Genomic DNA, 20,494 nt, shown 5'->3' with positions numbered 1-20,494 from the left:
TGCCTGCTTGACCGGAACTTTCTAATGGGTGACCTTCTCTACTAAACTTATCAATAACAAAATTGTTTAATTAAAATTACCAATGCCTAGTTATTTTACAAAAGATTGCATTGCATCTCTCAATTTATCAACACATTTAGTGTCAGCCTTTGATAATGTATTGCTGATATTCAATTCATTTAATAGGTCTAATTCTTTTTCTTTATTTAAAGTAACGGCAGCCAAGTTAGTGTTAAAGTACTTTTTGACTAAATCTGGTGCTTGTTCAAGAAAAATAGATCTGCTTTCTCGCTCATCTGATAGTTTTAGGCTGACTTTGTTATATGTTTTTTTAATAAGTGAACTTCTTTCTTTTAAAAATCTTAACGGTTGAAAGATTTCTTTAAGTTCTTTAAGTTCTTTATCTCTTTCTATAATACCTAAATATGCTTTCAGACCACCTTCGCTATACTCTTCTAGACCTAATATTGAGTATGCAATAGCATTGGCAACATTATTGCTAGCGCTATTTAAGTCGTTTTTCATAAGGTTACTTTTAGCCAGAATTAATTCTGATTTTACTAAATACTCAAGTGCATGATGAACAGCGCCTTGAATAAGTAGCTCATTTGCAAAATTTAGAGCTTTCTTATGTTCTTTATACGTTGCCATTTGTATAAATGTCACCATGGCCCATTTATCATTTAAATTAGCGGACCTTTCGAGTTCGTCTAAGCCCATTTCTTGATAGGGAGCTAAAACATAGTTGTCGGGATAAAAAAAGTCATCTTGATGTATCTCTGCGCGGAATCCGACATAAGCCTTGCCTATTCTTGCATCCCAATCACTCATGGAGTCTTCGATTAGTATACGGTCCTCTATTATGACGTCTTTTGAAGCTGAGCACCAATTTTGATGTATTCCCCTCTTTTGCTCAACTTTTCTTTCTAATACCTTGATGCCTAATTCTTTTTTATTTTGGGGTAGCTGCAAAGCGTCATCAAATTTTGTATGGTGTTTAGTATCTGAATGTTTTGTATTTATATTAACAGTGTTTTTTTCTAATTTTGATGGGCTGTCAAAATTAGAAAAATAAAGGGCTATTCCGCCAATCATCAGAATTACAGGTAATATATTTTTTAATGGCACTTAATTTACCTCTGTTATGGGCATCAGATTGAAAACCAAAGGGGTCTGAAAACCAAAGGGGTCTGAAACCAAAGGGGTCAAATCTTGACTTCATACATCAATGCTCTAGATTTATATTTTACAGCTTACTGTGAAAACCAAAGGGGTGAAATCTTGACTTCATACATCAATGTTCTAGATTTCTATTTTACAGCTTACTGAGTGAATTGCTATGTCTAGGCCGCTGCGAATAGAGTATGAGAATGCGTTTTATCATGTGATGAATCGTGGTAGAGGGCATGAAAATACCTTTTTGAGCGATGACGACTTTAAGTATTTTCTATATTGCATTGAGCAAGCAAGCCTTCGTTTTAATATTGAAGTGCACTCATATTGTTTAATGACTAATCATTACCACCTGTTAATAAAAACCCCCGATGCTAATTTAGGCCGAGCTATGAAGCATATTAATGGTCTTTATACTCAATACTTTAACCGTACCCATAATACAGATGGTGCGCTGTTTAGAGGGCGCTACAAAGCAGTGTTGGTGGATGCTGATAATTACTTATTACATGTTAGTCGGTATATTCATCGTTACCCAATTGAAACGAGCACCCCGTTGGTAGATGACTTTGCTAAGTACAAATGGTCTAGCTATTCAGCTTTTATTAAAAGTGGTGCGACACCTAAATGGCTAAATAGAGATTTTATATTTTCGCTGCAAGGTAAAAAGCGTAAATATGCTGCGTACAAACAGTTTGTTGAATATGAGAGCAATGAAGAGATAAGCGCTTTTTATGGCGCTAAAAAGTTACTGTCGGTGTTAGGCTGTGAAGATTTTATTGAAAACTTAAAGGATTATATTGCAACATCAAACAGTGAAAGTAAGCTTGTTAGTAAAAAGCACTCAGCGAATGATGTAATTACTTACTTAGCTAAACACCTTAATGTTGAGGTAGATGATATAGTTATGGTTAAAAAGGGGCGAAAAGAGAAAAACTTACCCCGTTGGTTTGCTATTAAATTTTGCCAAGATTTAACGGGATTAGATTTGCAGGCATTAGCAAATGTTTTTAATGTTAAGCACTATTCGGCAGTATCAAAAACTGTTGGTAGATTAAATGCATTAATGGTTGAAGATAAGAAGGTTAAATTACAGTGGGAAGCGCTTCGAGATTGCTTGATGTCTGAAGTCAAGATTTGACCCCTTGTTGACTTATGCCTTATAAATTCCCTTTTAAATAAGAGGTTACTATGGTTCGTAGAGCGCTCATTCTACTTTACATTTTATGCTTTAATATCAGCTCGTTAAATGCCAGTGAAAAGGATAAAACCATTACGTTTGCAGTTGGTCATGATCATGACAAAATGTTGATGGAGAATTACCCAATTTATCGTGCTAGCTGGCAATTTTTAAATCAAAGTTTAGCTAAACTAGGGTATAAAGTAGACGCCATTGTTTTACCTTGGGCTAGAGCGAACTATTATACTCAGTCAGGAAAAGCTGACGGTTTATTTTTAGCAGCTAATCTGCCAGGACGAGAGCAGTGGGCGGTTTTGTCAAAGCCAATTGGAGTGGGGGCGTTTGGTGCTTTTTATCACAAGGATAGAAAAGACAAAGAAAATATTATTGCGGGTGTTCGTTTAGGTGTGCACGATAAAATATTAACGGGCTATCACACTTATGAGCTGTTAGAAGTTGCCACGGCTCAGCAAGGGTTTAAACTGCTTTTTAACCAAAAAGTAGACCGCTTAATTATGTCAGAAAGCTATGGCAAGTATTTGTTAAGCACTGAGTTGATTGAATTTAAAAACGACATATTATTTGACTCTAACGTGATTGAGAAACGTTCAATTCATGTTGCATTTGCAAAAGACATTGCTGAAAGTTTAAAAGCTATGGCGGTAGTGAATAAAGCGATTTATTTGGGTATAAGCGACGGTACATACCATGACGTTATGATTAAAAATAAAGTACCTGAAAGTATGTTTTTGTCTAGCTTTGATAAATAGTCGTTATATTTTATTTATTTTTAAGGGCAGCCTGTAGAGAGTGTTTTACTTCATATTTGTGAGTGAAAAAATGCAAAATTTGTCTTAAATAACTTCGTTTTATTATTTCGTTAAAGTAAGCGTTTTATGAAGACGCCAATAAAAATATTCTCCACCTACCAATCATAAAAAGCCATATTCAGCTGATTAAAATAATGGGCAATAATTGCCCATTATTACTCGCTTAAATTTGTTTTTATAAACTATAGCGCGACTAAGCTTTGCTCTAGCATTGCCTTTATTTGTTTTACTATTTTAGCTTCTGTTTCAGGTTCGAATTGTTGTATACGAGGGGTATGAATATGCCCTGTAGGTATACTTGAATTAAGCGCATCGCGTAGGCGAATACTTCGGTACGATATTTCGTTAGACAGGTAACCACCGCCGCCGCCATTTACCGCAATACTATTTTTAAGCTCGCCGTACGAAGGCGCCTTATAGGTTTTTTCAAGCGTGGTGACTTCACGGTTGTCGATAACTTTATAAGGGCCTTTGGCTTGTTGCATGTAACTTACAGGCAAGCTAAATTTTACAAACTCGTTGCCCGGGAGTGGTCGGCCATTAAGTTTTGGTATTACTGGGTTTGTTTGCGTTCCACCATACACAATATTGGCATTGTCGGGGGCAGTTACACTGCGGCGTTTACCCGGGAAGTGCTCCAAATCAAATTCTGTTCTGCCCATACTTACGGTGACTACCATGTCTACATTATTAAGTGCGTAGTAGGGGGCAAGTAGTGATTCTATTATGCCTTGATCAAAGTCTTCGTAGCGCACAGGCACCATAACGGTGTTAATTTCTGCGCTTATGCCGTTGTAATTAATAACTTGGCCGTCGAGTAATAACGCTGCAACACCTGAGGGGTTACTTTGGTTTATGTTTCTATCGAGTAAAAATGGGTCAAAGCCCGTTAGTAATATTTTTTTAGTGCTGCCTGATGAAAAATCAAGATCGGTGCGGCCTCTGCTACCTTCTTCAAGTAGGGTTAGTAAGGTATTTAGTTGAGCCTGCGTAATTGAAAACTTAGGCGATGTTGTGCGTATTACTTTGCTTGAAAGCAGGCGCGCCCAGTAAAGTGCTCGGTCGTCGTAATTATTGGTTTTTATTATGCGATGCTTGGCGCTTTCCCACAGTTCAAAGCTAAAGCGTTGTACTAATGTTTTTGCACTTTTAAAGTTGTTAAGCTCTTTAAATTGCTGCTCAAAACTCGATACTTGTGGGGTAAATGCTTTTAAAACATGTGGCATTGCCGATTGGGCTTTGTTGATGCGCTGTTCTTCAACAGTTGAAGGATTACTTAAAGCAGCGAATGAAGAGGCTATTAAGCTGGTCGCTAATAATACTTTGATCATAATATTCCTAAGATAACGCGATTGTTTTATATGTATTTTACTATCCTATTATTGTTAACTTACAGCAACTCATTAACGTTGAATCGACTGATATTTGCTTTTTTTAATTTATTTTTTATTTATAAAGCTAATATTAAGCTTCTTTTACAGGTGAACAAAGTTAGAATATTTAATAAATTTCCTCCACTTCTAACATGTATTAAAGAAGTGGAGAATAAAAGGTGTAGGACCTTATTTATCAGCTGTCGCTTTACCATCTAGTTTATAAACTTTACCGTTTTTCATGACTAGATCAACATGCTGTAAAAGGTTTATATAACGCAATACATCACCTTTAACAGCAATAATATCTGCATATTTTCCTTCGCTTACCGTTCCCACTTTATCGTTTACTTTCATTAGCACTGATGGCCAATAAGTCGCGGCACGAATTGTATCCATTGCAGAAATTTCCATTTCGTTTACCCATACAGCTAATTCGTTCCATGTGCTTTGACAGTGAAATTTGGTTGGTATTCCGCTGTCGGTACCTACCAATAAAACTACGCCAGATTCTTTTAATTGTTGAATTTTTCGTTTTAATGTGGGTTTGCGCATTGGTGTTAGTTGCATATATTCAAGCTCGCCTACATTTTTTAATGAGCCGCGAATATCATCAATAGTGCTTTTTTCTAGTCCTCGGTGCCAGCATTTATTATCTAAACGCTCAGGGTTGGCAACGGTTAAGTCATAATTCCAAAGTCCTTCTACCGTTGGGGTCCAATAAAGTGGTCCGCCGGCAATTCTGCCTTTGGCTGTGCGCTCTCTGAGTAAAGCAATCACATCGTTTGGAAATTCGGGAGCTGTGGTAAGTCCTGTGTGCTCAAAATTATCCACCCCTATTTCTAAGCCTCGTCTAATTTCGTCAGGTTTATGTGAGTGAGCAACCACGACTAAATTGCGTTTATGGGCTTGGTCAACAATAGCTTGTGCTACCTCAAGTTTCATCATGTCGTGGTCAATGAGTTTGATAATATCAACACCTGCATCAGCCAATTTGTTGACCTTTTTTTTGGCATCTTCAACGTTTTTAACACCCCACCTATACAGCTCGGTACCAGGGTAGGCTTCGTGTTGCAAAAAGGGACCCGAAACAAACAAGCGTGGACCTGGAATTTCACCATTCTCTATTTTATTTTTTATTGTAATGGAGTCTTTTAATGGTGCGCCTAAATCGCGGGCACTGGTGATCCCAGCTAACAATAATTGTTCAGCGCTTGCAGGCATTATTTCGCTTGTTAGTTTAGGAGTATATTCTTTATGCCAGTGCTTGTAATCAGCATGACCATTTAGCATTAAGTGTGCATGGTTTTCCCAAAGGCCAGGAAGTATATCCATGCCTTCTGTTGAGACAATTTTGTACCCCGTAGGTACAGGTAACGTATCAACTGTTCCAACTTTTTCAATGAGTCCGTTTTTTACTAATATTACGCTGTTGGCAAGTGGCTGATTACCAAAGCCATCTATCAGTCTTCCGCCAACTAATGCGGTGGGTTCAGATTGCTTTGCAGCACTTGCTATGGGTACTACTAAAATACTTAATAAAGATAAGCAGGTTAAAACTGAGAGTGCAGATCTATATAAACTTGTTGCTGTAATATTCAACATCGGTACATTCCTTTTGTTTAATTATTATCTGATAGTTATAGTTGCTCAGTTAAGATAACGTCAAAATACATAACTTAGCAAAACAAAACGTTGAACCTATAATTTAACTAAAGAGAGAGGCTTCCTAAGTGCTTGAGCAGTGCTTAAAAATGTATTGCCTTTTGCTCTGGTTTTAATAGTTAGATGGGGAATCGTACATGGTCTATTGCAGGAATACGCTTACATATTCATAACGGTATTGTTTTGGGGAATTATTGGCTGGGTAAATGATAGGTAGGTTAAACCTCCTGTAACAAATGACAAGAGGCTTTATTATTAGCCTACTTAGATTGGCGCTTGTCGAGTAAGTAACGTACGGCCATTCTTGCAACGCCCGCTCCAATACCTGAGACGACTGCCCATGTTACGGCTTCTTTGATCTCTGTATTTTCACTTGGCTTGTCTTTTGGGGCGGGCTCGTTGGTAACCTTTTCCCACGATTTTTGTAAAGTTTTCCTTGTTAACATACCAGCAGAAGCTGCGGCCAAGCCTATACCTATCGTCGTAATTAGTTGTTTATTACTCATAATGTTCTCCTTTTAATACATATCAATAGGGGTTATTTATGTTTAATTTTTAAAGTAAGAATATGAGTAACAGCAAGTTACATACCGAAAGGTGACAAAGCCCTAATTAAGCCGCTATTTTAAATATAAAACCATGAGGCTGAGCTTTGTATTCATTTTTAATTTGACTAACCACGAAGCGTTTTTAACACTTTTTTGGTTAATCTTTCATTGAGCGCCATGCAAATGTTGATGCGGCTATAACAATGGCAATGGCTATTCCTAGGTACAGGGTTTCTATTGTGCCGCCAAATTCCACTGCATGTTCTAAAAATAATATAACGAGTACAACAGAGGTGACTTGTACGAGAGTTATTTTTAAATCATGAAAGTCTTTAATCTTAAAAGCGGCTAAAAATTTACTTTCTTTTGATTTAGCAGGCGATATAAACAAGCGGTATAAGCTAATGGCTATAACTTGCAAGGTAATGCCTATTAATAGTAAATCGAGTATTTTAAGTAGTTCAACTATGAGGGCTTTACCTGCTTTGGCTGAGTCGGGCAGGTCGAGAATGGTTGAAACCACTATATTAAAAACAATATTAACGCATGAAACATAAACAAGGAGCGATGATACTGCTGCGGTGATAACCGCAATGACAACTAAAAAACGGCTAGTTTGAAATATATTTTCCATGTTGCTCAACTTCATAATTAGACTAAATCTATACGAAGCATAGTATATGTTAGATCCCTAAGTTACTATTTAAACAGAGTAATAAACTTGAGAACACATTGAATTATTTAGCTCACCTTTATTTTGCAAAGCCAACGGCTGACTCCCACTTTGGAAATTTACTAGGCGATTTTGGCGGCCATAGGCATGTGGCACAGCTGTCAGAGCCTGTAAAAAATGCGTTAAATAATCACTATCTAGTTGATAAGTTCACAGATGCACACCCCGTTGTTAAAGAGGCTAAACAGTATTTTTCGCCAGCGCGAAGGCGCTTTGCAGGCGTGGCAATAGATGTGGTGTTTGATCACTTTTTAATTACGCATTGGCAGCAGTTTAGCGAGCAACCTTTGAGTGATTTTAAACGTAACAGTTTTGGGCTTTTAAATCAGCGGTTGGCGCACATGCCACCGCGTATGCAGCGCGTAGTTACTAGCATGACTAAAAACGATTGGTTTAAAGATTACGAAACTATTAATGGTGTGGGGACTGCGCTAGACAACATTGCTAATCGTATTCGCTTTGCCAACCAATTTGCTGGCGCTGCCCAAGATATAAAACGCCATTACTACCAGTTGGATGAGGCTTTTTTAGCGTTTTTTCCACAATTAATAACGCATGTAACAGAGTTTAATGCAGAGGAGATTTAAATCTTTGTTAGTAAATATTCGGCGATTTTTTGCTAACGCGTTTAGTCTTCTGGGCCATTTAATGTGAATTTTAGGTGTTTGCGCATGTCTTTTAAAATAACGCCTTTTTTAAGCATGGCGCCGCTTAATCGTTTTTGCCATTTTAATATGTTGGGCTCTGCGGCATCAAGGGCTTGTTGGTTTTCAAACTGAAAGCACATAAGTAACGAGCCCGGAAATAAGTGATACTCCACGTCAAACCAACATTGCAGCATACCGGGTAGTTCAGCGCGGCCTTGCTCTTCTATTTTATCGGCAACGTTAAGCACAAGCGCTTGTTGTTTTTCTTGTACTTTAGATAGTTTTTTCATTCTAGTGTTCCACTTGAGGGCATAATAATAGCCAGAGTGGGTCATTATACATCAGCTTTTAGTGCCCAACACCTTAAAGCTAAGTTAATAGTTATTTTCTAATAAACATAAGCTTAAACGCAGTAACTTTACTCGTCGCTTTTAGCATGGTTAACTTGGCGAGGGTTTTATAGCGTTTGGTTAAATACGTAAGCATAGGAGTCAATTTATTACGCCCAGTTTGTGTATAACAATAATAATTGCAGTTACTAAAGTGTTATTAATTAATAACTAAGTGACGTGATGATGCAAGTGATACGTACAAGTAGGCTTGCAGTTTAATAGGCGCAAGATGCTATTTTTAAGATTTAAAAAGGAAGTTGTGTTGTGAAAAATACGGTTGTTTTACTTTTAGGTATGTGGATTTTAAGTGGGTGTACGACTACCAACAACATTGAGTTTCCTGTTGTTGAAAACAATGTTGCGTATTCCAAAGTGGCGTCGCTCGGTTTTGCAAATGCTAACGAAAAAATACACTATGGCAGTGACGAATCACAATTTGTATTACTTTGGCGAGCCACGCATGCTGAACAAACTAAATCAAAGCCGTTGGTGGTATTACTGCATGGTGGTTGTTGGTTAAGTGCATACGACATAAAACATACTTATGCGTTAAGTACGGGCTTGGCACAGGCAGGGTTTAATGTATGGTCGGTGGAATATCGCCGAAGCGGCGAAAGCGGTGGCGGTTGGCCTGTTACATTTAACGATATAAAAACCGGTATTTTAGCATCAAGTACTTACAATAGTGGTGAGTTTAAACTTAATAATGCTGTTGTTGTGGGGCACTCGGCTGGTGGGCATTTAGCGTTACTTGCAGGTGGAAAAATAAGTGAATTAAAAGGCGTCATTGGCCTTGCTCCCATTACCGATATTAAAGCCTACGCGGCAGGTACTAATAGTTGTCAAAAAGTAGCTAAAGATTTTATGCAAGGTATGCCAAGCGATAAGCCCGAACAATACACTCAGGCCAACCCAAGCGAGCAACCCTTGCATGCGCAAAGCATAATTTTACAAGGTGCGAATGACAGCATTGTCCCGGCGTATAAGTTAGAGCAACTTAATCGGCCGGTAGATTTACTCAAAGGGGTGGGACATTTTGATTGGATACACCCAGGTTCTGCTGCTTTTAGCACGTTAGTTGAACATTTAAACGGAATAGATAAATGAATTTTGATGATATTGTAGCGCTTGATAAAGCCGATGCACTTGCAAGCAAGCGTGATGAATTTGATTTACCCGCAAATACTATTTATTTAGACGGTAATTCGCTAGGAGCTTTACCCAAAGGGGTTAAAACCAGAGTAGCGGCAGTAGTGAGCGATCAGTGGGGGAGTCATTTAATTAGAAGCTGGAACGATCACCAATGGATTGATTTACCTACGCAGGTTGGCGAAAAAATAGCGCCCATAGTTGGTGCCGAAAAAGGCCAGGTAATTTGTTGTGATTCGATTTCAATAAACTTATTTAAGCTTTTAAGCAGCGCGCTTATGTTAAACACGGGTCGTTGTAAAGTGTTATCAACGCAAGATAATTTTCCGACCGATTTATACATGGTGCAAGGCTTAAGCGATTTATTAGGCACTGATTTATGCCAATTAAAATTAGTTGAAGAGCAATGTATTGAGCAAAACTTAACTGATGACATCGCTGTATTGTTACTTACCCAAGTTAACTTTAGAACCGGTAAGCTTTTAAATATGCAAAAGCTAACAAAGCTCGCTCAGCAAAAAGGTATTTTAGTGATATGGGATTTAGCGCACAGTGCAGGTGCATTGCCGGTTGAGTTGGATAAATGCAACGTTGATTTTGCAGTAGGCTGTGGCTACAAATATTTAAATGGTGGCCCAGGGTCGCCTGCCTTTTTATATGTTGCCAAGCGCCACCAAAGTACAGTTAAACAGCCATTAAGCGGTTGGATGGGGCATGCAAAACCATTTGCATTTAATGCCCATTACGAGCGGCCAGAAAGTATTAATCAGTATTTATGTGGTACGCCAAGTGTTATTGCTATGAGTGCGTTAGATGCCGCGCTTGATGTATGGGAAAACGTTAAAATAGGTGATGTGAGGGCTAAGTCGATTGCTTTAGCCGATATGTTTATTACCCTTGTGCAGTCGCATGCTAGCTTGGTTGATTTGCGTTTATGCTCTACTGAGGATTCAATCCAACGTGGAAGCCAATTGGCTTTTTCGCATAACCAGGCATTCGCTATTTGCCAAGCATTAATAGAAAAAGGGGTTATAGCTGACTTTAGAGCGCCTAACATTTTACGGTTTGGTTTTACGCCTTTGTATACCTCGTTTGAAGATGTATGGAACGCAGTGAATATTTTAGTTGATGTAGTAACAACAAAGCTATACGCCGAGCCAAGGTTTAACTTACCGGGCAAAGTAACTTGATAAAGTTGGCCAATTGCTTTGGTTTATTTTGCTTAAGCAATTGGCCTTTAGTTGTATTTACAAGCTTGTTATTAACTACTGAAACTTAAAGTTTTTCATTGTATGTTGTAGGGTTGCAGTATTAAGTTGCATTTCATTAAAAATTACTTCTTGCTTGCGTGCGGCTTCAACTTCGTGATTTGCGTATTCAAATACGCTTGCAGCATCCACTGCTATATTCGACGCAACTGTCGACTGTTGTTCTGCGGCTGATGATACGTTCATGGCTAAGTTTTCGAGTACTTTACTTTGTGCATGTACTTGCTCAGACACTGTCCTTGCTTGATCAAACCGCTCTAAAGTGGCTTTTGATAATTTAGTACTTGCTACAATAGATCTAACTACTTGGTCGCTGATAGACTGTAACTCTCCGAGCAAAGACGAAATTTTTTCTGATGATTCTTTACTGTTTCCAGCAAGGCTTCTTACCTCGTCAGCAACAACGGCAAACCCTCGGCCGTGTTCGCCGGCTCTAGCTGCTTCAATTGCGGCGTTTAGTGCAAGTAAATTGGTTTGTTCGGCTATGTTACTAATTGAGTCTAAAATGGACGATATGCTGGCTACCTGCTGATCCATTTTACTCACTACTTCCTCTACATTAGACATGCCTGTAGCAAGCTCACTAATAGAGCTTTGGCTAAGTTTGTTATCTTCAATCAATAGATTGGCTTGTTTGTTTAACTCGTCACTCGAGCTGAGTGTTTCAGAGGCAGAGCCTGCTATTTCGCGGCTTGTTGTAGCCATTTCTTCTATTGCGGTGGCTATATTACTCGCCATGGCCAATGTTTTGTTTGAATCATCAAGTACTGTTTTGGTTGCATTGCTCATATCATCGCTGAGTTTAGAGCCTGAATTGATTGAATGGTCGAGCCCTAATAATAGGTCTTTAAAAGCGAAAATAGTATTGTGAATGGCATTTGATATTTCGCCGAGTTCATCTTTACTTTTAAGCCTTATGTCTATTGTTAGGTCGCCTTTTTCGGCTTTAAGTAATAGTGACGTTAGTTGGCTCAACTCTTTTTTGAGGGTACTTAATAAATGAAAGTTTAGGTACGCTATGATAGCTAATGTAACTAAAAAGTAGGCAATAGTGAGTGTAAGCGTTGTATCGGCCGCTTCTTTTAATTCAAGGCCATCTTTATCAACCGTATTCCATTGGGTGTCTAGTAATTGTTTAATTTGAGTTATTTGCTGTGTTGCCATAGGAAACCACTCCGACGCTGCCGGCAAGGTCGTAAAGTTTGGGGAGTTTGTGCTGAGTAATGTATTTGTTATTGCATTAATTTTACGTGAGTCATCGCTTTGTATAATACTGTTAAAGCTTTGCAATTGTTGGCCTTGTAAGTTAGCTATTAAGTATTGATTGAGCAAATCTATTTCTGAATTGTATAAGGCAATATTTTGCTGCGTAACACTCGTTAATTGCTTTTTAGCTAGAGTGCCGTTTATTTTTCCTCGGTTTTGACCTAAGCGTTCTTTATAGTGAGCAAGTAAAAAAGCAATATTGAGATCTTTAGATAACACAGGGTGCTTTATTTGGCTGCTCAGGTTTGCCGCTACATCAAGTGAAATTTGGTTTAGTTTACTGTAAAACGCGAATGCACTAGGGGCTGCTTTATTATCAACTTGAGTGCGTAATGCCGCTTTTTCAGCATTGAGATCAAAAAGAATACTTAAATTTTTAGAGACCTTTGTAGAATTTTTAGTGAGTTGAGCACTTACCGACTTTAAATGCTGTATTGAAGCATCTGCTTTTTGGCGTTGCGCGAGCACTTTGTTTTTTGCTGCGTCTGAGCCACTTCCTAAAAATCCTGCTGTTAAACCGCGCTCTACAGCATGATTATGTGCCACTTTTTCAAGCGCATCGAGAAGGCTAATTAACGTTATATCTTGCTGTAGTGTTTGCGACTCTTGCCATTTATTTGTGATGTTTTGTATTAAAAGTATAAAAATAAAAACCATTAATATTATTGAGGTCAGCAAAGAGAGTTGAATAATAGATAGTCGCCCAAGTAAGCGATTCATAAGGTCAGTCCTATAGTGTATTTATCTCAGTATTTTGGCTAAGCAATGGTTGAGTAAGTAAACGGCTATTAGCTATTTAATACATAAAGCGTAGTGTAGTTTTTAATAAATTCACTCGAGTAAGCGAGTTAATTTGATGAACAACGTTGTTTGTGAGGTATTTAACAGTGCTTTGTTTACAAACTGCTGCAATTTTGTAAGCGTTTTGGTGGTGGTTACCTTGTTATTGTTTTGCTTAAGTTGAGATAATGATAGGTGGACCAATTTAACGGACTAATTAAAATGAATAAATTTATACTTACCCCGCTTGCTATTACACTTTCTTTAACGCTTAGCGCATGTGGTGGCTCTTCATCAGAAAGTAGCTCTGGCAGCACAGTTCAACTTCAAACTATTGCCTTACAAACATTAACACGCGAATGCGGGGCTGATTCAGCGTATCAAGCAGATGTTGTTTTTCATAGTGATGATGGCGATGCTATCGGTTCTGTTAAAACCGATGCAGAAGGTAAATTTTCAGGTGAGTTACCCTCAGGTACCAAACATGTATCAGTACTAGGTGATGTGTTTGATGAAGAAGACGGCGGTTATAAGCAAATTATCACAGAGCTTGATATTGAAAATAGAACTAATTTAGGCACCTTTTATTTTAATGACTTCACAGGTGATTGTGGATGTACTGAATATAATGTTGATACAACAGCGCTAAGCACGATTGCGTCTGATTACACAATATATCAATCACAAGGTAATGAAGTTTCAGGGTCTGTAAATATTTGCCCGAATGATAACAAGCTTTATTTAACGGCGCTTTCTAGGTACTCAGTTGATGCGAAAGCTGCCGTTATTGATATACCGGTTAACTCATCAGTTATCACCCTAACAGATGAAGATTTTATTCATGACGGTGTTGAAGTTCCAGTTCAATTAGATGCCGATGCTGATTATGCTAGTACTCGAGGTTACATAGAAGCGGATAATACGTATAGGTTTGTTCAATATAGTGGCTCTGATATATCAAGCACGCTTTTTGTATTCCCAACAGTGACTGAGCATAATTTTTATGTGCAGCTTGATTTTATGTCAGACCTTATGAATGTAGATGGTGTTGACATTGAGATTCAAAGCTATGCCCGAAGCGCAATAGATAGTAATGGTGATTATCAGCTGACCACGTTTCCGAGCGTTACTGATGATTTAGGGTTTAGTTTACTTCAATTTACTGAAAACAGTGATTCAAGCTTTGACTTTGGTAATGTTGACAACCGATTTGCTCGCACAATATGGGGTTACAGCTTTTTAGTTGATGATGCAGCAGAAAGCCGATTTGATTGGACAATAAAAGCGGGCATAAGTGGTCAAATTCCAGATCTATCTTTTGGTAGTGTATTCCCTGAACCTACCGACGAGGTTATTTTAGAAGAGTTAACGGTATTACTTTATGGTTATGCTGGAAATGCAACCGATGCAAACAGTTATACAAAACTTTTAGACACGATTTCTGAAGGTGGGCATTTAACTAAGCCAGAGTTTAGCAACTACGTGTATACATTTGTAAGTGCTGAAATATATTAGGCTTTGCGTTAAGTTACTTTTATAAGGCCACACTTGTGGCCTTTTGCTTTTTAAATTTACTCACACTAAATTTTACCTACCAATACCTCCTTCTTCCTGCTCTTTTTTACTGCATCAATAACAATAAAAGAGCGCCTACTTTAGTTAAATTAAACTTATTATTAATAAAATGTGTAAACTGATTGTTTAAATTTAGCAATAATAAATTATTTAAAAGTAATCTAGACTGTAAATCACTCAATTGGCAAGCATATGCGGTGTTACTGAGTTTACATAACAACAGATAATTTTAGAGGAATTTATTATGAAGTATTAAGGGTATAAAACGTTCACAACAGCGCAAGAAGAGGGCGTACTCACCGTAACATTCGATTATGGAACAGTAAATGTGCAAGGGTTCACCATGCTTGCAGAGCTCAACAGCTTAGCTATGAGATTGGAGCGTGACCGCAGTACAAAAGTGGTTGTGTTTCAATCTGCAAATCCAGAGATTTGGGTTTGCCACTATGACACTGAGTTACTTAAAGATATGTCTCAAGAAGCGTTGTCACGCGATGATGTTAAGTTACTTGACTTGCAATCTGTTTGTGAGCGCATTAGTAAAGTACCTCAAGCAACTATTGCAAAACTAGAAGGGTTTGCACGCGGGGGCGGCCATGAACTTGCACTTGCTATGGATATGCGTTTTGCAGCTCGTGGTAAATTTAAGTTTATGCAAATGGAAGTGGGTATGGGGATTTTACCTTGTGGCGGTGGTGCATCACGTATGGCACGCCAAGCAGGGTTAGGTAGAGCACTTGAAATTATATTAAGTGCACGTGACTTTGATGCTGATGAAGCGCAAGCATATGGCACAATTAACAAAACTCTAGAGCCAGATGAAATTGGCCCTTATGTTGATACCCTAGCAAAGCGAATTGCACAATTTCCTGCAGAATCAATTAACGCATGTAAGCAAGCTGTTTATGAATCAATAGATAAACCAATTGATGAAGCACTTAAGGCTGAGGCGTACTGGCTATATCAAGCAACTAGCAAAACACCAGCAATTAAGCGTTTTGCGGCCGCGGATGAACAAGGCTTAGAGCACGACATTGAAAACCAACGTAACTGGAATGAGTTAGTGATGAAGGTCCAGGAGATAAAGTAATAACTCATACAGTCAAATTGATTAAAGTCATACTTAATTACAATAGATAGGAGTTAGTATGTTAGGCGAAGATCATTCACTTATTAATGAATTTCCATCATATAAAGAAAAAATTATCGCGTTAAGTTCGACTAATGCGGAGTTTGGAAACGATGCAAAGCGCTATCATGAGCTTGATAAAGAAATTAGAACACTTGAGCTAGATAACGCGCCCATTGGCGATGAGGCTTTACATAAATTAAAGCAAGAGCGTGCAATATTAAAAGATGCGTTATATTGCCAATTGTTGAAAGCTTAATAGTGAGTTATGAATAAACACACTATTAATACCTTAGCTGAGTATTAAATGAGTGTGGAACTGTATAATAAGCAGCCTTATGGCTGCTTATTTGTATTGGGTATAATTAAAGTACGTATTAGTTTACTGTGTGTTTTCCCAATATGGGATTTCACCATAATGCTTTATAAAAAAGTCTATAAACGCACGCACTTTTGGCGCAAGCAATCGAGAGCTTGGATATACCGCCCAAATGGCAGGGTTTGAATCCATGGGGTAGTCTTTTAATATTTGAACTAGGGTTCCTTGTGCTAATGCTTGGTGAACACACCATATTGATGAGATGGTAATGCCGGCTCCATCAATGCATGCATCTCTTATTGACTCTCCATTATCAATACGAATATTGCCTTTAACTTTAATTTTTTCAATGCCGTTTGCTGTTTTAAAATTCCAATGATCGATACCAATTAAGTTAATACAATTGTGGTTAAGAAGGTCGTGTGGTGTTTTAGGTTCTCCGTGTTCTGCTATGTAGCCTGGTGAGGCGCATATAATTCTATGGTCGCGGGCTAACTTCCTGGCTACGAGGGTTGAATCGTTAAGCTCGGCATTTCTGATAGCGATATCAAAACCACCTTCTACCATGTCTACAATACTATCACTTTGTCTTAAATCCACTTTAAGCTCAGGGTGCTGCTCAACAAAAGCTTTAAGTGCGGGCACTATATGCATACGACCAAATGAGGAAGGGGCTGCAACACGAATCGTGCCTTGGGGGGTAAAAGAGCCTGCGCCTACAGCTGCTTTTGCACTATTTATAGCATTTAAAATCTCTTCGGCGTGAGGTAAAAATTCACGGCCTTCCTCTGTTAATGATACTCGTCGTGTAGTGCGATGAATAAGTTTTACACCAAGCGATTCCTCAAGCTTAATAATATGCATGCTGGCGACCGGCGGCGACAGACCTAGTTCAGCGCCTGCTGAACTAATATTGTGTGTAGAGGCAACACGAACGAATAACTTGATGTGTTCATTGTTCATTATTAAAGCCTATTATTAATGAAATTTTAAAACTGATTATTCATTTCAGTGTATTATCATATATATGGTTTGTAAATATACTCTATGCACAAACTAAATAAGAGGGTTACCATGAAAGCGATGATTATTAATGAGTTTGGCGCAAGTGATGTATTTAAAGCTGCAGATATTGTTAAACCAGCTGTAAAAGAAGGCCATGTAGTCGTTAAAGTAATGGCTACGAGCGTAAACACGGTTGATATGATGATTCGTCAAATGGGTGACGCATTAGCTCCCTTATCGCCAGCATTACCGGGTGTATTAGGTATGGATTTTGCCGGTGTTATTGATGAAGTTGGCGATGGGGTAACCGGATTTGCTGTAGGCGATGAGGTATACGGCTGCGCTGGTGGGTTGGCAGAGTTACAAGGCGCGTTAGCAGAATATATGCTGGCCGATATTAAGTTAATAGCACACAAACCTAAAACATTGTCTATGCGCGAAGCGGCAGCTATTCCTTTAGTAGGTATTACGGCTTATGAGGGCTTAATGCGCGCTTCAGTAAAGCCCGGTCAAAAAGTGTTAGTGCACGGTGGATCTGGTGGCGTTGGGCATATTGCTTTGCAGTTAGCTAAGTATTTTGGTGCTGACGTATTTGCGACAGGTGGTGGCGATAAGCAATCAGCACTAATCGAAAAACTAGGTGGCACTGCCATTAATTATAAAACGCAGAGTGTTGCCGATTATGTTAAGGCACACACTCAGGACGCGGGTTTTGATGTTGTTTACGATTCAATTGGTGGTGCAAACCTACTAAAATCGTTTGATGCTGCTGCCTTAAATGGTCATGTTGCTACTACGGTATCGTTGGCAGAAATAGATTTAACTCCTGCTCATTTTAAAGGGCTGTCGTTACATGTTGTATTTATGCTTATACCTATGCTGCACAACCATAAACGCCAGCAGCATGGTGAAATATTAGCTAAGCTTGCAACAATTATTGATGAAGGGCACCTTATGCCTGTGTTAGATAATATTGAATTTAACCTTGAGGATGCCGGTAAAGCGCATGATCGCCTTGCGAGTGGTGAAGGTATGGGAAAAGTGGTTATTTCACTATAAATTGTCGTGTTGATTTTAACCGAGCACTTATTAAATGTGCTCGTTTTTTTTGATTATTTATCGGTAAAATCACTCTATAAAGATTTACGGTTGAATAGCCGTAAATTCAATTGAGATCTATTTGTTTCGATAAAAATAATGTAGTTAAGTCTGTTATTTTTATCAGAGCTTCTTTATCTGCATGGGTCCATGATATTTTCGACCCAATACTTTCGCAGCAAATCACGCCTAGTGCTTTATTATCTTTAAAATAAATGTAGTCAAGTAGTGAGTAAATATTGTATGGCTCAAAATAGCTTTTGGTAAAGCCTTTTGTAACTTCGTGATTTCTTGCATCGGGGGCATCAAGTATTTGGTGGCTTAGTATGTAGTTAAAGTAATCTGGGTAGTCTTTTGCTGTTAATACTGAGTCAAGAATGACTTCATCGTTCTCATCAAGGCACATTAAGCAATTTATCTCAGAGTATTCTTCATTAAACAACCATAAGCTGACTCTGTTGGCCGCAGGTATTAATCTTTTTAGTTCACTGCATGTTTGTTTGAGTTTGTGTTCTCTTTTAATGCTCGGATCACTAATTTTTATTGCTAAGTCTTTTAGGTTTTCATTGTTTGGGTTGTAAACATTAAGCAAGCTGTTCAAGCTATCTTTATTAAACGGCTTAGTTAAATAACCGTCCATGCCAATATTTAGGTAATGCTCAATATCTTGTTTCATTGTGTTGGCAGTCATGGCTATTATAGGTATTGATTTGCCTTTGTCTTGCGTTCTTATGGCCTTAGTTGCTTCAACCCCATCCATTACTGGCATCTGAATATCCATAAAAATTAAATCAACGTGGTTGGTAATAAAGTAATCAACGCACTCTTTACCGTTTTCACTAAAAACCACTTTTGCATTATGTGCTTGTAACATTTTACTGACGACGATTTGATTTATTTTATTATCTTCCGCCACTAAAATAGTACAGCCTTGTAAATTAGTTACTTCTTTGTTTTTCTTTAATAAACTGTCTAATATCGATGCTTCAAAACTTTGTTGGTAAATAAATGTAGAGCCTTTGTTTTCTTTACTGGTAAAACTGATTTTGCCATTCATTAAATGACTTAATCTATTACAAATGGAAAGGCCTAACCCTGTACCACCAAATTTACGAGAGGTAGATGAGTCAGCTTGATGAAATTCTTTAAATAAGTTTGCTTGTGCTGCTTTGTTTATGCCTATACCAGTGTCTATAACTTCAAATACTATGTTCTGTGTATTTAAAGAATGACCTTTTAGATTGATTATTAAATCAACGTGTCCAGCTTGAGTAAATTTAATTGCATTTGAGCATAGGTTATTTAATATTTGCGATATTCTTAGTGGGTCACCTTTTAATGTTTTAGCCACTTTTTTATCTATTGATACATTAAACTTTATACCTTTATCAGAGGCTTGTTTTTTTAGTGGCTCAATTACGCCATAAACAACGTCTTTAAGGTTGAAGTCGATATGCTCAATGTCTAACTTTCCGGCTTCTATTTTTGAAAAGTCTAAAATATCATTCACTATATTGGATAAAATATTGGCTGAGTTTAGAATGCTTTTTAGCGCAATATCTTTTTCATTATTACTGCTATCAGATAAGCCAAATTCGGCTAAGTTTAAAATACCATGAAGTGGGGTTCTTAGCTCATGCGACATATTAGCTAAAAATTTACCTTTTAAATCATTAGATGTATCTGCTTCAGTTTTTAGTTTTTCAAGCTCTTGATTATGAACTTTTTGCTGTTCTAATGCTTTACTTAGCTCTCTATTTTTTAGCCTTAACTCTAATTGGGCTATTACCTCTTTACCTAAAATAGTTAATGCGCTTATTTGCTTTTTTGTTAGTTTTTTGGGTTTATCACTAATTACACATAAAGTACCAATTGTACTGCCTTGCGGTGTGATAAGGGGCGCGCCTGCATAAAAGCGAATGTTGGGGTCGTTGGTTACTAAAGGGTTGTCGTGAAAGCGTTCATCAAGTAATGCATTTTGTATTTCAAACACTTGATCTTGCAAAATAGCATGAGAGCAAAACGCTATATCACGCTCTGTTTCACTGGCATCAATACCGTACTTTGATTTAAACCACTGTCTTTGCGGATCGACAAGGCTTATAAGTGATATTGGTGTATCACATATATCTGAAGCTAGCTGAGTTAAATCATCAAATACTTTTTCTGCATCGGTATCTAATATTTCATACTCATATAAGGCTTTTAATCGAGACTGCTCATCTTCAGGAATTCGTGCTTTTTGCATAGTAATACCTAATGTTTATATAGAGTTACTATAGAAGTAAATTAGTAGTAATAGCAACTTTTAGCTGCAAATTCACGGAAAAAATGGGGTGTTTCTTTAGTTTGTAGTGACTTAGT

Annotated in this window: 17 protein-coding genes and 1 pseudogene; 9 read left to right on the top strand and 9 right to left on the bottom strand. The window is 37.9% G+C overall.

Translation table 11 applies throughout. From position 1 onward, the window contains the following. Nucleotides 1–90: 90 nt before the first annotated feature. Entirely contained in the window at nt 91–1,128 is a 1,038-nt protein-coding gene (locus ATS71_RS01130; protein WP_058403157.1) for a hypothetical protein, read from the bottom strand. Nucleotides 1,129–1,339: 211 nt separating this feature from the next. On the opposite strand from ATS71_RS01130, the gene ATS71_RS01125 reads away from it, so the two are divergent. Both ATS71_RS01125 and ATS71_RS01120 read left to right on the top strand, forming a co-directional pair. Next, complete coding sequence (locus tag ATS71_RS01125) at nt 1,340–2,314, top strand: transposase (protein ID WP_058403156.1); 975 nt, start codon at nt 1,340–1,342, stop codon at nt 2,312–2,314. Nucleotides 2,315–2,364: 50 nt separating this feature from the next. Continuing rightward, nucleotides 2,365–3,123 (top strand): substrate-binding periplasmic protein, encoded by a 759-nt coding sequence (locus ATS71_RS01120; protein ID WP_058403155.1) that lies wholly within the window; start codon nt 2,365–2,367, stop codon nt 3,121–3,123. A 242-nt stretch (nt 3,124–3,365) separates the two neighbouring features. Here ATS71_RS01120 and ATS71_RS01115 read toward each other — a convergent pair whose 3' ends face one another. The 4 genes from ATS71_RS01115 to ATS71_RS01100 all read right to left on the bottom strand — a co-directional run bounded on the left by ATS71_RS01115 (nt 3,366) and on the right by ATS71_RS01100 (nt 7,403). Continuing rightward, nucleotides 3,366–4,514 carry a hypothetical protein gene (locus ATS71_RS01115; RefSeq protein ID WP_058403154.1) on the bottom strand — a complete coding sequence of 383 codons (1,149 nt, stop codon included), beginning with the start codon at nt 4,512–4,514 and terminating at the stop codon, nt 3,366–3,368. 231 nt (nt 4,515–4,745) lie between these two features. Then, entirely contained in the window at nt 4,746–6,161 is a 1,416-nt protein-coding gene (locus tag ATS71_RS01110; protein ID WP_058403153.1) for an amidohydrolase family protein, read from the bottom strand. A gap of 320 nt (nt 6,162–6,481) precedes the next feature. Next, nucleotides 6,482–6,727, bottom strand: coding sequence for a DUF4235 domain-containing protein (locus ATS71_RS01105; protein ID WP_058403152.1), 246 nt, complete (start codon nt 6,725–6,727; stop codon nt 6,482–6,484). A 199-nt stretch (nt 6,728–6,926) separates the two neighbouring features. Beyond that, the gene (locus tag ATS71_RS01100; protein WP_058403151.1) at nt 6,927–7,403 is read right to left on the bottom strand and encodes a YqhA family protein; all 477 of its coding nucleotides are present in this window, start codon (nt 7,401–7,403) and stop codon (nt 6,927–6,929) included. 98 nt (nt 7,404–7,501) lie between these two features. Between ATS71_RS01100 and ATS71_RS01095 the strand changes: the two genes are divergently transcribed. Beyond that, entirely contained in the window at nt 7,502–8,089 is a 588-nt protein-coding gene (locus ATS71_RS01095) for an acyl carrier protein phosphodiesterase (RefSeq protein WP_058403150.1), read from the top strand. Between the two features lie 41 nt (nt 8,090–8,130). On the opposite strand, the gene ATS71_RS01090 is transcribed toward ATS71_RS01095, so the two are convergent. Continuing rightward, nucleotides 8,131–8,439, bottom strand: a complete 309-nt coding sequence (locus tag ATS71_RS01090; protein ID WP_058403149.1) for a hypothetical protein — start codon at nt 8,437–8,439, stop codon at nt 8,131–8,133. 366 nt (nt 8,440–8,805) lie between these two features. Here ATS71_RS01090 and ATS71_RS01085 point away from each other — a divergent pair, with 366 nt between their 5' ends. Together ATS71_RS01085 and kynU are read left to right on the top strand one after the other, a co-directional pair. After that, nucleotides 8,806–9,648, top strand: coding sequence for an alpha/beta hydrolase family protein (locus ATS71_RS01085; RefSeq protein ID WP_058403148.1), 843 nt, complete (start codon nt 8,806–8,808; stop codon nt 9,646–9,648). Beyond that, nucleotides 9,645–10,880: a kynureninase gene (kynU, locus tag ATS71_RS01080; protein WP_058403147.1), complete on the top strand. Its 1,236-nt coding sequence runs from the start codon at nt 9,645–9,647 to the stop codon at nt 10,878–10,880. Before ATS71_RS01085 ends, kynU begins: the two co-directional genes overlap by 4 nt. Before the next feature lie 75 nt (nt 10,881–10,955). Here the strand turns inward: kynU and ATS71_RS01075 are convergent, their stop codons facing one another. Then, the gene (locus ATS71_RS01075; protein ID WP_058403146.1) at nt 10,956–12,944 is read right to left on the bottom strand and encodes a methyl-accepting chemotaxis protein; all 1,989 of its coding nucleotides are present in this window, start codon (nt 12,942–12,944) and stop codon (nt 10,956–10,958) included. Between the two features lie 282 nt (nt 12,945–13,226). On the opposite strand from ATS71_RS01075, the gene ATS71_RS01070 reads away from it, so the two are divergent. The 3 genes and pseudogenes from ATS71_RS01070 to ATS71_RS01060 all read left to right on the top strand — a co-directional run bounded on the left by ATS71_RS01070 (nt 13,227) and on the right by ATS71_RS01060 (nt 15,967). Further along, nucleotides 13,227–14,519 carry a hypothetical protein gene (locus tag ATS71_RS01070; protein WP_058403145.1) on the top strand — a complete coding sequence of 431 codons (1,293 nt, stop codon included), beginning with the start codon at nt 13,227–13,229 and terminating at the stop codon, nt 14,517–14,519. Nucleotides 14,520–14,835: 316 nt separating this feature from the next. After that, nucleotides 14,836–15,669: pseudogene (locus ATS71_RS01065) on the top strand (enoyl-CoA hydratase/isomerase family protein); the annotation flags it as partial. A gap of 58 nt (nt 15,670–15,727) precedes the next feature. Next, nucleotides 15,728–15,967 (top strand): YdcH family protein, encoded by a 240-nt coding sequence (locus ATS71_RS01060; protein WP_058403144.1) that lies wholly within the window; start codon nt 15,728–15,730, stop codon nt 15,965–15,967. 123 nt (nt 15,968–16,090) lie between these two features. On the opposite strand, the gene ATS71_RS01055 is transcribed toward ATS71_RS01060, so the two are convergent. Further along, nucleotides 16,091–16,990, bottom strand: coding sequence for a LysR family transcriptional regulator (locus ATS71_RS01055; RefSeq protein WP_058403143.1), 900 nt, complete (start codon nt 16,988–16,990; stop codon nt 16,091–16,093). Nucleotides 16,991–17,101: 111 nt separating this feature from the next. Here ATS71_RS01055 and ATS71_RS01050 point away from each other — a divergent pair, with 111 nt between their 5' ends. Then, nucleotides 17,102–18,091, top strand: coding sequence for a zinc-dependent alcohol dehydrogenase family protein (locus ATS71_RS01050; protein ID WP_058403142.1), 990 nt, complete (start codon nt 17,102–17,104; stop codon nt 18,089–18,091). Between the two features lie 106 nt (nt 18,092–18,197). Here the strand turns inward: ATS71_RS01050 and ATS71_RS01045 are convergent, their stop codons facing one another. Then, the gene (locus ATS71_RS01045) at nt 18,198–20,378 is read right to left on the bottom strand and encodes a GAF domain-containing hybrid sensor histidine kinase/response regulator (protein ID WP_058403141.1); all 2,181 of its coding nucleotides are present in this window, start codon (nt 20,376–20,378) and stop codon (nt 18,198–18,200) included. Between the last annotated feature and the right edge of the window lie 116 nt (nt 20,379–20,494).

Origin of the sequence: Pseudoalteromonas sp. H71 (assembly GCF_001468485.1) — a bacterium.
In the GTDB taxonomy this organism is placed as follows: domain Bacteria; phylum Pseudomonadota; class Gammaproteobacteria; order Enterobacterales; family Alteromonadaceae; genus Pseudoalteromonas.
The sequence above is the reverse complement of the archived record's forward strand: the minus strand, read 5'-3'. Positions and strand labels throughout refer to the sequence as shown.